This window comes from Pseudomonas sp. 05N434, from assembly GCF_056396965.1.
In genome coordinates this window covers 1-707 of sequence record NZ_JBFTMK010001005.1, presented here as the reverse complement: position 1 = coordinate 707, position 707 = coordinate 1, and the positions used below count along the sequence as shown (strand labels likewise).

General features: G+C 61.7%; 1 protein-coding gene. It reads right to left on the bottom strand.

Annotated features, from left to right (window positions below; translation table 11 throughout):
• The coding region (locus tag AC1DLB_RS31365; protein WP_477786451.1) for an RHS repeat domain-containing protein at nt 1–707 on the bottom strand (707 nt) is incomplete at both ends.

Here is a 707-nt window from a genome sequence, read left to right as displayed (position 1 = left end):
CAACCCCAACGGATCAACCCACCCCGTCGGATTCGGCGTGTACTGGTACTGGTTCAGCCCACCGGCTAGCTTGATCGGATCCGGCGTCAGATACCGCCCCACCTGCGGATCATAGTACCGATGCCGGTTGTAGTGCAGACCGCTCTCGACGTCGAAGTACTGCCCCTGGAAACGCAGTGGTTGGTCGAGCTGCTCGCCTCCACCGAGTGCGAGGTCCGTGACTTTGCCGTAGGCGTTGTACTTCGCCGACCAGACGATCTCACCACCAAAATCGGTCAGTTCCAGCGGTGTACCCAGGTGGTCGAGCTGGTAGTAGAAGGGACAAGCCTTACGCGGGCCTTTGCCGTCGAGCATGGCCAGCGGGCGGAAGCTGCCGGGTTCGTAGATGTAGCTGCGGTAGTGCTCTTTGCTGCTTTCAGCGACGAGGTGGTCGCCCTGCCAGAAGAACTCGGTGGTTTTGCCGTCGATGGTTTTGGCGATGCGGCGGCCGAAGGCGTCGTAGCGATAACTCGCACAGCTTCCATCCGGCAATGTGACACCGACCAACCGATGCTGGCAGTCGTAACGGTATTCGGTGACCAGTTTCTGCCCGGTGCCACGGCGTTCGCGGATCAGGTTGCCGAAGGCGTCGTAGTCGTAATGGCGGTCGCCTTGCATCAACAGGCGATTGCCTTTGACGGTCGTCGGGCCGGGGCTCGGGCCGGGGC